Source organism: Streptomyces sp. NPDC103540 (assembly GCF_055584445.1).
Genome location: NZ_JBVJMA010000012.1, coordinates 134953 through 148144, shown reverse-complemented (window position 1 = coordinate 148144; position 13192 = coordinate 134953). Strand labels below are relative to the sequence as shown.

Annotated in this window: 11 protein-coding genes; 6 read left to right on the top strand and 5 right to left on the bottom strand. The window is 72.8% G+C overall.

Translation table 11 applies throughout. The annotated features are described in order from the left end of the window. The first annotated feature begins 68 nt into the window (after positions 1-68). Entirely contained in the window at positions 69-980 is a 912-nt protein-coding gene (locus ACZ6ZI_RS27645; protein WP_469525120.1) for a LysR family transcriptional regulator, read from the top strand. Between the two features lie 95 nt (positions 981-1075). Here ACZ6ZI_RS27645 and ACZ6ZI_RS27640 read toward each other — a convergent pair whose 3' ends face one another. Then, a complete protein-coding gene (locus tag ACZ6ZI_RS27640) occupies positions 1076-1402 on the bottom strand; it encodes a WhiB family transcriptional regulator (RefSeq protein WP_363058140.1) in 327 nt (108 codons plus the stop codon). Between the two features lie 379 nt (positions 1403-1781). Here ACZ6ZI_RS27640 and ACZ6ZI_RS27635 point away from each other — a divergent pair, with 379 nt between their 5' ends. The 4 genes from ACZ6ZI_RS27635 (at position 1782) to ACZ6ZI_RS27620 (ending at position 6294) form a co-directional block, all read left to right on the top strand. Then, positions 1782-2393: a response regulator transcription factor gene (locus ACZ6ZI_RS27635; RefSeq protein ID WP_003948568.1), complete on the top strand. Its 612-nt coding sequence runs from the start codon at positions 1782-1784 to the stop codon at positions 2391-2393. Between the two features lie 340 nt (positions 2394-2733). Further along, positions 2734-3363, top strand: a complete 630-nt coding sequence (locus ACZ6ZI_RS27630) for a sigma-70 family RNA polymerase sigma factor (protein ID WP_469525119.1) — start codon at positions 2734-2736, stop codon at positions 3361-3363. 129 nt (positions 3364-3492) lie between these two features. Then, a complete protein-coding gene (gene guaB / locus ACZ6ZI_RS27625; RefSeq protein WP_469525116.1) occupies positions 3493-4992 on the top strand; it encodes an IMP dehydrogenase in 1500 nt (499 codons plus the stop codon). Positions 4993-5169: 177 nt separating this feature from the next. Further along, the gene (locus ACZ6ZI_RS27620; RefSeq protein WP_363058134.1) at positions 5170-6294 is read left to right on the top strand and encodes a GuaB3 family IMP dehydrogenase-related protein; all 1125 of its coding nucleotides are present in this window, start codon (positions 5170-5172) and stop codon (positions 6292-6294) included. Between the two features lie 74 nt (positions 6295-6368). Here the strand turns inward: ACZ6ZI_RS27620 and ACZ6ZI_RS27615 are convergent, their stop codons facing one another. The 4 genes from ACZ6ZI_RS27615 to ACZ6ZI_RS27600 all read right to left on the bottom strand — a co-directional run bounded on the left by ACZ6ZI_RS27615 (position 6369) and on the right by ACZ6ZI_RS27600 (position 11194). Continuing rightward, on the bottom strand, positions 6369-8156 hold the full coding sequence (locus ACZ6ZI_RS27615; RefSeq protein ID WP_469525114.1) for a M16 family metallopeptidase: 1788 nt from the start codon (positions 8154-8156) through the stop codon (positions 6369-6371). Between the two features lie 12 nt (positions 8157-8168). After that, positions 8169-9137, bottom strand: a complete 969-nt coding sequence (locus ACZ6ZI_RS27610) for a hypothetical protein (protein WP_469525113.1) — start codon at positions 9135-9137, stop codon at positions 8169-8171. 155 nt (positions 9138-9292) lie between these two features. Next, entirely contained in the window at positions 9293-9760 is a 468-nt protein-coding gene (locus tag ACZ6ZI_RS27605; RefSeq protein WP_469525109.1) for a hypothetical protein, read from the bottom strand. A gap of 204 nt (positions 9761-9964) precedes the next feature. Beyond that, entirely contained in the window at positions 9965-11194 is a 1230-nt protein-coding gene (locus ACZ6ZI_RS27600; protein WP_363058126.1) for a nucleotide sugar dehydrogenase, read from the bottom strand. Positions 11195-11460: 266 nt separating this feature from the next. On the opposite strand from ACZ6ZI_RS27600, the gene ACZ6ZI_RS27595 reads away from it, so the two are divergent. Beyond that, positions 11461-13167 (top strand): glycerol-3-phosphate dehydrogenase/oxidase, encoded by a 1707-nt coding sequence (locus tag ACZ6ZI_RS27595; RefSeq protein ID WP_469525107.1) that lies wholly within the window; start codon positions 11461-11463, stop codon positions 13165-13167. Positions 13168-13192: the final 25 nt, after the last annotated feature.

Here is a 13192-nt window from a genome sequence, read left to right as displayed (position 1 = left end):
ACCGAAGCCCCCCAAAGCGGGCAGCCGCATATGCGCGGAACCGTCAAAGCCGGGCTTATGCTCGAAGGGTGATCGAGGCACGTCATCTCCGGGTTCTGCGCGCTGTCGCCGGGACCGGATCCTTCTCCGCCGCGGCCCGCGAGCTCGGCTGCACCCAGCCCGCCGTCTCCCAGCAGATGAAGGCACTGGAACAGTCCGCCGGCACCCCGCTGCTGATCCGCACCGGCCGCGAGATGCGGCTCACCCAGGCGGGCGAGGCGCTCGTGCGGCACGCCGCCGGGATCCTGGCCGGGCTGACCGCCGCCGAGGAGGAGGTCGCGGCCATCGCCGGGCTGCGCGCGGGCCGCGTCCGCCTGGTCTCCTTCCCCAGCGGCAGTTCCACCCTGGTGCCCACCGCCCTCGCGGCGATGCGCGCCGCGCACCCGGGCACCCGGATCTCCCTGGTGGAGGCCGAACCGCCGAGGTCGGTGGAGATGCTGCGCGAGGGCGACTGCGATCTCGCCCTGGCCTTCCGCTACGCGGGGGACGGCGCCGGTTCGGGCGCGGGGGCCGCAGAGTGGGAGGACCTGGTGGTGACCCCGCTGCTGACCGACCGGCTCGTCGGGCTGGTCCCCGAGGGGCACCGGCTGGCGGGCGCGGAGCGGGTGGGCATGGCGGAGCTGGCCGACGAGCCCTGGATCGCGGGCTGCCCGCGCTGTCGCCGGCACCTGGTGGAGGTGTGCGAGGGGGTCGGGTTCACCCCGCGGATCGACTTCGCCACCGACGACTACCCGGCCGTGGTCGGGCTGGTCGGGGCGGGCCTGGGCGTCGCGGTGCTGCCGGAGCTGGCGGTGGAGTCCGTACGGGCGAAGGGCGTGAGCGCCCTGGCGGTGGAGCCGGCCGTGGAGCGGGAGATCGTGGCGCTGACCCTGCCCGACCTGGCGCGCGTACCGGCGGTGGCGGCGACCCTGGGCGAGCTGGTGCGGGCCGCCGCGCGGTGACCCGCGCCCCGCGCGGCGGACCCGGTGGGGCCTGCCGCGCGGGGGCGGGCGCGATCGTGAGGAGAAACGTTCCTTCTGGTGGGTGTCGTCGTCGGTCAGCGCGGAGCGATCGGGGTGATCGTTCCGGCGGCGGGGATCAGGCGGTGGCGCGCGCGGCCCATCAGTTCCTCGCGTTCGTCCTCGGTCAGTCCGCCCCACACCCCGTAGGGCTCGCGGACGGCGAGGGCGTGCGCGGCGCATTCCGAGCGCACCGGGCATCTCATGCAGACCTCTTTAGCCGAGGCCTCGCGCGCGCTCCTGGCCGCGCCCCGCTCGCCCTCCGGGTGGAAGAAGAGGGAGCTGTCGACTCCTCGGCAGGCTGCCAGCAGCTGCCAGTCCCAGAGGTCGGCGTTCGGTCCGGGGAGGCGGGAGAAATCTGCCATTGCTAGTCCTCTTGGTGCCGGTACTGAGACGGATACGGTCCATGTCTCCACACCTACTGTCGTAGTAGATGTAAATATGACTCATTCGGAATCTAGCCTCAGACACATGCCAAACGGAAGGAAAGCCGCCAAATAGGGCATAGCTCCAGATGGAGGACAGATGAGCTGCGCCTCCCGTGTCGTGATCGCTTCCTCACGTAGGGTGCTGAAGGTGTCCGTCCGACCCGTAACTCTTTCGAGTGACCATCGTTGAGAGTGCGAAGGCGGTTGAACCAAGAAGTTCCCGGACAGGTGTCCGAGGGCATCGACCGCACAGGTGACGATACGTACCAGCCTGGAGGCTCAAGGTGACGCGCATCAGCAGCTGCGGAGGGCGGTCATGACTTCCGTCCTCGTCTGCGACGACTCCCCGCTTGCCCGAGAGGCGCTCCGTCGCGCGGTTGCCACCGTGCCCGGCGTCGAGCGTGTGACGACGGCTGCCAACGGCGAGGAAGTCCTCCGCCGCTGGGGTGCCGACCGATCCGATCTGATTCTGATGGATGTCCGGATGCCCGGCCTCGGTGGCGTCGAGACGGTGCGCCGCCTCCTGTCCGCCGACCCGGGCGCCCGCATCATCATGCTGACGGTCGCCGAGGACCTGGACGGCGTGGCCCTCGCGGTCGCCGCCGGCGCCCGCGGATACCTGCACAAGGACGCCTCGCGCGCCGAACTGCGGGCCACGGTCACCCAGGCGCTCGCCGACCCGACCTGGAGGCTGGCGCCGCGCCGGCTGCGCTCGGCGGAGATGGGCGCCGCGCCCACGCTCACCGCGCGCGAGATCCAGGTCCTGGAGGGCATGAGCCACGGCCGGTCCAACGCGGAGATCGGGCGCGAGCTCTTCCTCTCCGAGGACACGGTCAAGACGCACGCCCGCCGGTTGTTCAAGAAGCTCGGCGCCTCGGACCGGGCCCACGCCGTGGCGCTCGGCTTCCGCTGGGGCCTCGTCCGCTGACGGCGGGCCCGCGGGCCGACCGCCACGGGCGCTCCCGGCCCCCCGTCCGCCGTCGGCGGACGGGGCCGGCGCACCACCCCGCCGCACCCGGTGTGCGGCCGGGGGTTGGCGGGGCGCGTTCCGGGGGACGTGTCGCTTCGGGCGCGATGCCGCATCCTTGAGGTGTGCCGCATTCTTGGAGAGGTCGGGTCCCGGGGGTCGATTCCTCGGGGACGACGATTCGGGCCGAGCGGAGGGGAGGGCGCACATGACGAGTTCCGGCGCACCCGCTCATAACGCTTCGACGCACAACACGGACCACGGTGCCGCGAATGCTCCGGCGCCAAGGCACCATGGATTGATGCGCGACGACGAGGCCCTGGGGTCCCCCGCGGCCACAGGCCCCACCGGTTCCGCCAAGGGCGGCAGTGCCGGCGGCGTCAGCGCGCTCGTACGCCGGGCCGTGGAGGGCGACGAGCAGGCCACGCACGACCTGCTGGCGTTCGTGCACCCGCTCGCCATCCGCTACTGCCGCACCCGCCTGTCCCGCCTTCCGGGTGACGCTCGTCACTTCGTGGAGGACCTGGCGCAGGAGGTGTGCGTCGCCGTCCTGATGGCGCTGCCCCGCTACCGCGACACCGGGCGCCCCTTCGAGGCGTTCGTCTTCGCCATCGCCGCGCACAAGGTCGCCGACCTCCAGAGGGCCGCCATGCGGCACCCGGGGAGCACGGCCGTGCCGTCCGACGAGATGCCCGAGCGCCCCGACGACTCGCTCGGGCCGGAGGAGCGGGCGCTGCTCAGCAGTGACGCCGCCTGGGCCAAGAAGCTGCTCGCCAACCTGCCCGAGAACCAGCGCGAGCTGCTGGTGCTGCGGGTGGCCGTCGGGCTGACCGCCGAGGAGACCGGGCAGATGCTCGGGATGTCGCCGGGCGCGGTGCGGGTCGCGCAGCACCGGGCGCTGAGTCGACTGCGGGCGCTCGCCGAGCAGTAGGCGCTCCGCAGGCCCGGATCCTCGTAGGAACCCACGAAACTTCTGCTTGACCTTGGTCGTGGAATGAGACGCGTCGGGATCCCGTTAGCATGGACATCCGCGCTGAGCAAGACCATTTGGGAAGGTGTCATGACCGCCGACGGAGTGCCCGACAAATTCGCCACGCTCGGACTGACCTACGACGACGTGCTGCTGCTGCCGGGCGCGTCGGACATGGCTCCCGACGAGATCGACACCTCTTCCCTCATCTCGCGCAACGTCCGCGTCAACGTGCCGCTGCTGTCCGCGGCCATGGACAAGGTCACCGAGTCCCGCATGGCCATCGCGATGGCCCGCCAGGGCGGCGTCGGCGTCCTGCACCGCAACCTCTCCATCGCCGACCAGGCCAACCAGGTCGACCTGGTCAAGCGCTCCGAGTCCGGCATGGTCACCGACCCGATCACGGTGCACCCGGACGCGACGCTGCGCGAGGCCGACGAGCTGTGCGCGAAGTTCCGCATCTCCGGCGTCCCGGTCACCGACCCGGCGGGCAAGCTGCTCGGCATCGTCACCAACCGCGACATGGCCTTCGAGTCGGACCGCAGCCGCCAGGTGCGCGAGGTCATGACCCCGATGCCGCTGGTCACGGGCAAGGTCGGCATCTCCGGCGTCGACGCCATGGAGCTGCTGCGCCGCCACAAGATCGAGAAGCTGCCGCTGGTCGACGACTCGGGCGTCCTCAAGGGCCTCATCACGGTCAAGGACTTCGTCAAGGCCGAGAAGTACCCGAACGCCGCCAAGGACAAGGACGGCCGGCTCCTGGTCGGCGCCGCCGTCGGCGTCGCGGGCGACGCGTACGAGCGCGCCCAGGCCCTGATCGAGGCGGGCGCCGACTTCATCGTCGTCGACACCGCCCACGGCCACTCCCGGCTGGTCGGCGACATGGTCGCCAAGATCAAGTCGAACTCCGGCGTGGACGTCATCGGCGGCAACGTCGCCACCCGCGACGGCGCCCAGGCCCTGATCGACGCCGGCTGCGACGGCATCAAGGTCGGCGTCGGCCCCGGCTCCATCTGCACCACCCGCGTCGTCGCCGGCATCGGCGTCCCGCAGGTCACCGCCATCTACGAGGCCTCCCTCGCGGCCAAGGCGGCCGGTGTCCCGGTCATCGGCGACGGCGGCCTCCAGTACTCCGGCGACATCGCCAAGGCCCTCGTGGCCGGCGCCGACACGGTGATGCTCGGCTCGCTGCTCGCGGGCTGCGAGGAGTCCCCGGGCGAGCTGCTGTTCATCAACGGCAAGCAGTTCAAGTCCTACCGCGGCATGGGCTCGCTCGGCGCGATGCAGTCCCGCGGCGACCAGCGCTCCTTCTCCAAGGACCGCTACTTCCAGGAGGGCGTGGGCGGCGACGACAAGCTGATCCCCGAGGGCATCGAGGGCCAGGTCCCCTACCGCGGCCCGCTCTCCGCGGTCGTGCACCAGCTCGTCGGCGGCCTGCGCCAGTCGATGTTCTACGTCGGCGGCCGGACCGTGCCCGAGCTCCAGGAGCACGGCCGCTTCGTCCGCATCACCTCGGCGGGCCTCAAGGAGAGCCACCCGCACGACATCCAGATGACGGTGGAAGCGCCGAACTACAGCCGCAAGGGCTGAACCGCGTGATCGTCGAAGGGGCGGACCCGGCCGGGTCCGCCCCTTCGACGCGTCCGGACGCGCCGGGCCGCGGGCCGAGGTCACGCGCCGGGGCCGTCCGTACAGCGGTCACCGGGACGCGGGCGCCCGACGTTCGGGGATACTGGACGGGCAGACCCAGAGGAAAGGCCACCACACGTGACTGAGATCGAGATCGGGCGCGGCAAGCGCGGCCGCCGGGCGTACGCCTTCGACGACATCGCCATCGTCCCCAGCCGGCGTACGCGGGACCCGAAGGAGGTCTCGATCGCCTGGCAGATCGACGCGTACCGCTTCGAGCTCCCCTTCCTGGCCGCCCCCATGGACTCCGTGGTCTCCCCGCAGACCGCGATCCGCATCGGCGAGCTCGGCGGCCTCGGCGTGCTGAACCTCGAAGGTCTGTGGACCCGTTACGAGGACCCGCAGCCGCTCCTCGACGAGATCGCCGAGCTGGACGAGGCGACCGCGACCCGCCGCCTCCAGGAGATCTACTCCGCGCCGATCCAGGCCGACCTGATCCGGCAGCGGATCAAGGAGGTGCGCGACTCCGGCGTCGTGACCGCCGCCGCGCTCTCCCCGCAGCGGACCGCCGAGTTCTCCAAGGCCGTCGTCGACGCGGGCGTGGACATCTTCGTCATCCGCGGCACCACCGTGTCGGCGGAGCACGTCTCCGGCGCCGCCGAGCCGCTGAACCTCAAGCAGTTCATCTACGAGCTCGACGTCCCGGTCATCGTCGGCGGCTGCGCCACCTACACGGCGGCCCTGCACCTGATGCGCACCGGCGCGGCCGGTGTCCTCGTCGGCTTCGGCGGCGGCGCCGCGCACACCACGCGCAACGTGCTCGGCATCCAGGTCCCGATGGCCACGGCCGTCGCGGACGTGGCCGCGGCCCGCCGCGACTACATGGACGAGTCCGGCGGCCGCTACGTGCACGTCATCGCCGACGGCGGCGTGGGCTGGTCCGGCGACATCCCGAAGGCCGTCGCCTGCGGCGCCGACGCCGTGATGATGGGCTCCCCGCTGGCCCGTGCCACCGACGCGCCCGGCAAGGGCAACCACTGGGGCATGGAGGCCGTCCACGAGGACGTGCCGCGCGGCAAGAAGGTCGACCTGGGCACCGTCGGCACCACCGAGGAGATCCTCACCGGTCCGTCGCACACCCCCGACGGCTCGATGAACTTCTTCGGCGCGCTGCGCCGCTCGATGGCCACCACCGGCTACAGCGAGCTCAAGGAGTTCCAGCGCGTCGAGGTCACCGTCGCGGACTCGCAGCACAGCCGCTGACCGCGTTCGGCCCGTACGGGTGAAGGGCCCGGCCCCCGCGAGGGGGTCGGGCCCTTCGGCGTGCCGGGGGGAGGTCAGCCCTCGCCGCGGCGGCGCCTGCGCAGCTGCCGTCCCCACAGGAAGGCGGCCCCGCCCGTCGCGAGCGCCATGATGGTGATCGCGACCCAATCCGGGCCCTCGGGGCTCAGCTCCGGGTCGGTCTCGGCGAGGACGGCGATGCCGGTGAACCCGCCCACGAGGACGGTGATCGTGCCCAGCAGCCAGATCAGGGCGGTGAGGGCCCCGCTGCGCGGCGGTTGCGGGCGGGTCGCGGGCTCCGTCCGCTCCGGGCGGGGGATGCGGGACTGCTCGCGGGGCGGCATGGGGACCACGACGGCGGGCGGGACCCCGGCGTCGAGGGGGGCCAGTTCGGCGGCGGTGATGCCGTGGAGGGTCGGTTCGATCGCGAGGGTGAGACCGTCGTGGCCGACCAGGTGGCGCCCGCCGTCCGGGAAGGCGTACACCAGGGAGCATTCGGCGTAGCGGATGGTGATCCGCCGGTCGGCCGTGGTCATGCTGACGCCGTCGTGCGCGACGAGGAGCGCCGTGCCGCGGTCCTCCAGGGAGGTGTAGCGCCGGCCGCTGACGAGGTCGGTGGAGGCGGTGGGGGCGGCGGTCAGGCCCGCCCAGTCCAGGCCCCGGCCGGGGACCTGCACCAGGGCGTCGGCCCACACCTCGCGGGCGATCCGCCGCAGGTCGGCGACGGTGACGGCCTCGATCGCGGCGCGGGCCTCGGCGTCGCTCCGCGCGGGGTGGCGCAGCAGCAGGTTCATGGCCTCGCCGGGCAGGGACGCGAGGGCGGCGTCCGGGCTGTCGAAGCGGGCGAGCGCGGTCGCCCGTACGGACTCCAGGTCGGCCTGGGGGATGGTGCCGGCGCGGAGCGCGGCGAGGACGTCGACGAAGGCGCCGACCATGGCGTCCTGTTGGCGCGGCAGGGCGTCGGCGTAGGCGGTGACGGTCGCGAAGTCGCCGTCGCGGGGGTGGTACTCGGCGCCGGCGGTGTAGGAGTAGCCGCCCTTCTGGCGCAGTGCCCGGAAGAGCTCCTTGTTCAGCAGGTCGGTGAACAGGGAGCCGGCGGTGGAGCGGGGGATCACGGCGGTGAGGACGGCGGCGCCGTCGTCGCCCCGGAACCAGGCGGGGGTGGTGGGCAGGGCGGAGGTGGGTGCGGGGGCGGGGTGCCACGCGCCGGTGGGGAGGGTGAGGTCGAGGCCCTCGGGGACGGTGTCGTCGGTGATCCACAGGACGGCGTTCTCGGCGGTGAAGCGGGTGGCCGCCCAGTCGCGCACGTTGGCGGCGGTGAGCCGGTGCAGGCCGGCCTCCTGGTAGCTGGTCAGACCGTAGCCGCGGGATCCGTAGCGCCACAGGGCCATGTCGTGGCCCGGGCCGTGGCCGCGTCCGGCGGCCTCGGTGCGCAGGATCTCCTTCTCGGTCTCCAGCCGCTCCATCGGCAGGTCGCGCAGGGCGGCGCACACGCCGCCCAGGTACTCGACGACGTCGGCGCGGGTGCCGGTGACGTGGAAGTGGGTGTACACGGCGGCGGTGGCGCCGTTGTAGTGGAGGTCGCCCGGTCCGTGGCGGTGCAGGGCGAGGTGCTCGACGAGGTGGGTGATCCCGCTGGTGGCGAGCGTCTCGTCGGCGCGGCCCACGCGGAACAGCAGGCCGGCGCTGACGGGGCCGGGGCGGGATTCCGCGGCGAGGAGGGTGCGGACGCCGCCGACGGTGGTGCGGACGATCCCGGCGGGGGTGGTCCCGGGGGTGTCGGTGGTTCCGGGGGTGTCGGTGGTTCCGGAGGTGTCGGTGGTCTCGGACGTGTCGGTGTTCACGGTCGCTCGCCTTCAGCCCTGGGCCAGTGCGGTCTTGCGGTGACGGGCGAACGCGCCCGCGTGGTCGGCGCCGACGTAGCCCCAGGGGAACTCGGTGGCGCGGTCGCCGAGGGCCCTGAAGTGCGGGGCGGCGTCGGCGGGGCGGCCGGCGAGGCTGTGCGCGGCGGCGAAGGCGTTGTGCGCGGCGACGTACTGGTAGGCGTCGGGGCGGGAGGCGGGGTGCAGCACGGAGCGGGCGGAGGCGGCGAGGAGTTCGGCGCGGCTGTCGGCTTCGCGCAGGTACGCCTCGGCGGCCTGCTTGGTCCGGTCCCGGGCGATGTCGAGGTACCGCTCCAGCTGGACGACGGCCAGGAGTGCGCCGTTCGGAGCGCCCTCGGGGGCGGCCGCGGCGCGGTCGCGGGCGTAGCCGTGGGCCTCCTCCCAGGTGCCGCCCCACTTGGGGCAGAGCTGTTGGAGGAGTTGGCTCTGGGCGCCGAAGTGGTGCGGGTGGTGTTCCGCGAGGCGGTCGTGGCGGCGGCGGGCCTCGCTCTGGCCGAGTTCGAGTCCGCGCGCGCCGATCAGGCGCAGGTACCAGGCGAGGGCGTTTCGGGGGTCCTCGGCGCAGAGGTCGATCAGCAGGACCTCGGCACGCCTGAGGTGGGAGTGGAAGCGCTCGAACCGCTCCTGAGTGACGTGTTCGGCGCGGGTCTCGCCGCGTATCTCCCAGCCGCGCCGGATCAGGGCGTGGGCGAGCAGGGTGCGGGGCAGCGGGTCGTCGGGGCGGTCCGAGGCGGCTTCCCGCAGGAAGGTTTCCGCGTCGGGCGTCTCCACCACGGTCCAGCAGGCGAGGACGCGGTCGTCCTCGTCGGGGAGCGCGGCGAAGGCGGCGGCGACGGCCGGCGCGTCCTTGCGCAGGACGGCCGAGCGGAGGGCGGCCAGGGCCGGGAAGTGCTCGGCGGGGTCGAGGAGAGGCCGGCCGAGCGGTGGGGTGAGAGCGGACACGCGCGGATCATATGACCGGCTTCCGGCCCCTGACCAGGGCTTTCGGTGGTCGACGTGATCCGCGCGGGCGCGTTCGGTCGGCGTGGGGCCCGCGTGGGGCTCGCGTCCGGTCGGCGTCCGGTCGGCGTCCCGGTGGGGGCGCCGCGGTGCGGTCGTCAGTCGGCGATCTTGCGGGCGACCGTGAAGGCCGCGTACCCGCCGATGGCGAGGAAGAGGAAGGTCAGCGGGTTGGCGTCGGTCTTCCAGGCCTCGATCAGGGCGGAGGTGTCCTCGAGGAGGATGTCGACGGCGCTGACCTGGAGCGCGTCCGCGGCGATCAGGGCCAGGCCGAACATCTGGCCGGCGAGGACGGCGACGATCGACAGCAGGGCGCCGAGGACCGGCAGGACGATGTTGCGGCCGCCGACCTTGCCCGCCGCGAAGCCGATCAGGGCGCCGACGCCGACGGCCGCGTAGCCGATCTCGTGCTCGGTGGCCTTGATGATCGCGCCGTAGACGCCGATGGCGACGAGCGCGGCGACGACGGCGGCCACGACGCCGAGGCCGACGTTGCCGCGGGCCGGGGCCGGCGCCGGGGCGGCGGTGTAGGACGCGGGCGCGGGCGGCTGGAAGTTCTGGCTCATGGAAAATCCCCCCCAGGGATTCGGGCGCACGAATGTCGGTCGGGCATAAGTGCGGGATAAGTGACGCCGCAGGCTAACAGGGAGCACCGACATCCGAGGCGTGCATTTCGGTCGCACGGCCGCGCCGGTGCAGGACGTGACCGGACCGGGATCCGGCCGTGACCTGGCCCGGTCGCGGCGTGCGGGGCGGCGCGCGGGGCGGCGTCAGAGGCGGTGGGCGGCGCCGGCGGGACTGGCGCCCCGGGTGTCCAGCAGCAGCTGGGCCTTCACCGCGAGGCCCTGGAGGTCGTACGTGCGGTGGTGCTGGAGCAGGATCGTCAGGTCCGCGTTGGCGGCGGCCTCGTAGAGCGAATCGGCGCGCGGGACGGGCCGCTCGCGCACCCGCCAGGCGGGGATGTAGGGGTCGTGGTAGCTGATCTGGGCGCCGAGGTCGAGCAGCCGGCTGGCGATCTCGCGGGCCGGTGAGCCCTCCTGGTCGGCGAGGTCGGGCTTGTAGGTGACGCCCAGCAGCAGGACGCGGGCGCCGCGGGCGGACTTGCCGTGCTCGTTCAGCAGGGTGGCGGAGCGCTGGATGACGTACTGCGGCATCCGGTTGTTGATCTCCTGCGCCAGACCGACCATGCGCAGGGGGTGGCCGGGGGTGCGGGTGGTGTGGGGGAGGTAGTTCGGGTCGAGGGGGACGCCGTGGCCGCCGACGCCCGGGCCGGGGCGGAAGGCCTGGAAACCGTAGGGCTTGGTTTCGGCGCACCGGATGACGTCCCAGAGGTCCACGCCGAGGTCGTGGCACAGGACCGCCATCTCGTTCATGAGGGCGATGTTGACGTGCCGGTAGTTGGTTTCGAGGAGCTGTACGGTCTCTGCCTCGCGCAGGCCGCGCGCCCGGACCACCTTCTCGGTCAGGCGGGCGTAGAAGGCGTGCGCCGACTCGGTGCAGGCCGGGGTGAGGCCGCCGATCACCTTGGGGGTGTTGGCGATGCCGTGGGTGCGGTTGCCGGGGTCGTGGCGGCTGGGGGAGTAGGCCAGGTGGAAGTCCCGCCCGGCGCGCAGCCCGGAGCCCTCCTCCAGGATCGGCCGCAGGTAGTCCTCGGTGACGCCGGGGTGGGCGGCGGATTCGAGGATGACGGTGGTGTGGGGGCGCAGCCGGGCGGCGAGGGTGCGTCCCGCCTCGCCGACGGAGCCGAGGTCGAGCGCGCGGTCGGCGCCGAGCTGGGTGGGGGCGCAGATCACGGCGGTGCGGACCCGTCCCAGTTCGGCGGGGTTGGTGGTGACCCGGAACCCCGCCGCCGACATCCGGCGGATCTCGGCGGCGGTGAGGGTGCTGTCCGTGGCGGGGCCGCTGTCGTAGCCGACGGTCTCGATCCCGGCGGCGACGGCCGCCTGGGCGAGGGGGAGGCCGAGGTGGCCGAGTCCGATGACGGCGAGATCTGCGGGCATGGGGGGCCGTCCCTTCCCTTCCCTGACGTGAGGGGGCGGTGCGCGCGATTGCCGTGGACCGGGAGTCCGGAGCCCGGTGGGAGCTGGCGCAATGTCAGACTAGGCGTATATATGACAGATATGTCGCATTGTGAGTCGGTGGTCGCCTTTGTGTTGTCCACAGGCGGTGGCCCATGTCGGTGCGGCCGGTCAGAATCATGGAACGGGCGATGTGAGCGGGATCACCCGCACCGAGCGGGCTCGGCCCGCACCAACGGGAGGCAGCCGTGAGGACAGCGACACTGGGACCGGCACAGCGCGCCGAGGCGCTCGCCCGGATGGCCGAACGCGAACTGGACGTCTTGGTGGTGGGCGCCGGCGTGGTCGGCGCCGGCACCGCGCTCGACTCCGCGACCAGGGGCCTGTCGACCGGACTGGTGGAGGCGCGTGACTGGGCGTCGGGCACCTCCAGCCGCTCCAGCAAGCTCATCCACGGCGGCCTGCGCTACCTGGAGATGCTCGACTTCGCCCTCGTGCGCGAGGCCCTCAAGGAGCGCGGGCTGCTCCTGGAGCGCCTCGCCCCGCACCTGGTGAAGCCGGTGCCGTTCCTGTACCCGTTGCAACACAAGGGCTGGGAGCGCTTCTACGCCGGCTCCGGCGTCGCCCTCTACGACGCCATGTCCCTCTCCAGCGGCCACGGGCGCGGCCTGCCCACGCACCGTCACCTCTCGCGCCGCCGGGCCCTGCGCATCGCCCCCGCCCTGCGCAAGGACGCCCTCGTCGGCGCCCTCCAGTACTACGACGCCCAGATGGACGACGCGCGCTACGTCGCCGCCCTGGTGCGCACCGCCGCCGCGTACGGGGCGCACTGCGCCAACCGGGCGAGGGTGACGGGCTTCCTGCGCGAGGGCGAACGGGTCGTCGGCGCGCGCGTCCAGGACGTGGAGGGCGGTGGCGAGTACGAGATCCGCGCCAAGCAGGTGGTCAACGCCACCGGGGTGTGGACGGACGACACGCAGGCCCTCATCGGGGAGCGCGGGCAGTTCCACGTACGGGCCTCGAAGGGCATCCACCTGGTGGTGCCGAAGGACCGGATCCACTCCACCACCGGGCTGATCCTGCGGACCGAGAAGTCCGTGCTGTTCGTCATCCCGTGGGGCCGGCACTGGATCGTCGGGACCACCGACACCGACTGGGACCTCGACAAGGCGCACCCGGCGGCCTCCAGCGCCGACATCGACTACCTGCTGGAGCACGTCAACTCGGTCCTCGCCGTCCCCCTGACCCGGGACGACGTCCAGGGCGTGTACGCGGGCCTGCGGCCGCTGCTCGCGGGGGAGTCGGACGCGACGAGCAAGCTCTCGCGCGAGCACACCGTGGCCCACCCGGTGCCGGGGCTGGTGGTGGTGGCGGGCGGCAAGTACACCACGTACCGGGTCATGGCGAAGGACGCCGTCGACGCGGCGGTGCACGGGCTGGACCGGCGGGTCGCGCCGTGCGTGACGGAGGACGTGCCGCTGGTCGGCGCCGAGGGGTACCGGGCGTTGTGGAACGGCCGGGCCCGGATCGCGGAGCGCACGGGTCTGCACGTGGTGCGCGTGGAGCACCTCCTCAACCGCTACGGTTCGTTGACGGATGAACTGCTCGATCTGATCGCCGCCGATCCCGCCCTCGGCGAACCGCTGTCCGCGGCCGACGACTACCTTCGCGCCGAGATCGTCTACGCGGCCTCGCACGAGGGGGCCCGTCACCTCGACGACGTCCTGACGCGACGGACCAGGATCTCCATCGAGACCTTCGACCGGGGCACGCGTTCGGCCCGGGAATGTGCGGAGTTGATGGCTCCGGTTCTGGGGTGGGACAAGCAGCAGATCGAGAAGGAGGTCGAGCACTACGAGAAGCGGGTCCAGGCGGAACGGGAGTCGCAGCGCCAGCCCGACGACCAGACGGCTGACGCGGCGCGACTCGGGGCGCCCGACATCGTTCCGTTGTAAGTCCGCGATGCGGAAGGGGGAACCG

What these genes read in the sequence shown, in the direction of transcription:
- ACZ6ZI_RS27600 (WP_363058126.1), bottom strand. Translation starts at nt 11,194, where the DNA reads ATGCCCGCAGATCTCGCCGTCATCGGACTCGGCCACCTCGGCCTCCCC.
- ACZ6ZI_RS27605 (WP_469525109.1), bottom strand. Translation starts at nt 9,760, where the DNA reads ATGAGCCAGAACTTCCAGCCGCCCGCGCCCGCGTCCTACACCGCCGCC.
- guaB (WP_469525116.1), top strand. Translation starts at nt 3,493, where the DNA reads ATGACCGCCGACGGAGTGCCCGACAAATTCGCCACGCTCGGACTGACC.
- ACZ6ZI_RS27630 (WP_469525119.1), top strand. Translation starts at nt 2,734, where the DNA reads ATGCGCGACGACGAGGCCCTGGGGTCCCCCGCGGCCACAGGCCCCACC.
- ACZ6ZI_RS27635 (WP_003948568.1), top strand. Translation starts at nt 1,782, where the DNA reads ATGACTTCCGTCCTCGTCTGCGACGACTCCCCGCTTGCCCGAGAGGCG.
- ACZ6ZI_RS27640 (WP_363058140.1), bottom strand. Translation starts at nt 1,402, where the DNA reads ATGGCAGATTTCTCCCGCCTCCCCGGACCGAACGCCGACCTCTGGGAC.